We start from the raw sequence: 277 nt of genomic DNA on the forward strand, positions 1-277 counted from the left end.
TTATCTGATATGGGTTCGAGTCTCAAATCTCACCGGCCGACTTTCTCCGGTAGTACGTGGCGCGGCTGATTCCTAACGTTGCCCACGGTTGCGCCTCGGCCTCACTGCCGACGCGCCGCACCTGTCCTGACCGTATGCCCGCCTTCGTACCCTGGATCGACTGCCACGCGCTGAACGAGGCAGCGTCGAGGTGCTGGTGCGTCCACTTCGCCACAGAGCGGGCGACGTGGCGCACTTCCTGGTGGTCGAGGGATGCCGCGAACCCGGCGTTGTACAT

Annotated in this window: 1 pseudogene; it reads right to left on the reverse strand. The window is 63.5% G+C overall.

The annotated features are described in order from the left end of the window. Positions 1–22 precede the first annotated feature (22 nt). A pseudogene (locus GHO25_RS26390) lies at positions 23–277 on the reverse strand (hypothetical protein); the annotation flags it as partial.

The organism is Pseudomonas sp. FSL R10-1350, assembly GCF_009600525.1.
Taxonomy (GTDB): Bacteria; Pseudomonadota; Gammaproteobacteria; order Pseudomonadales; family Pseudomonadaceae; genus Aquipseudomonas; species Aquipseudomonas helleri.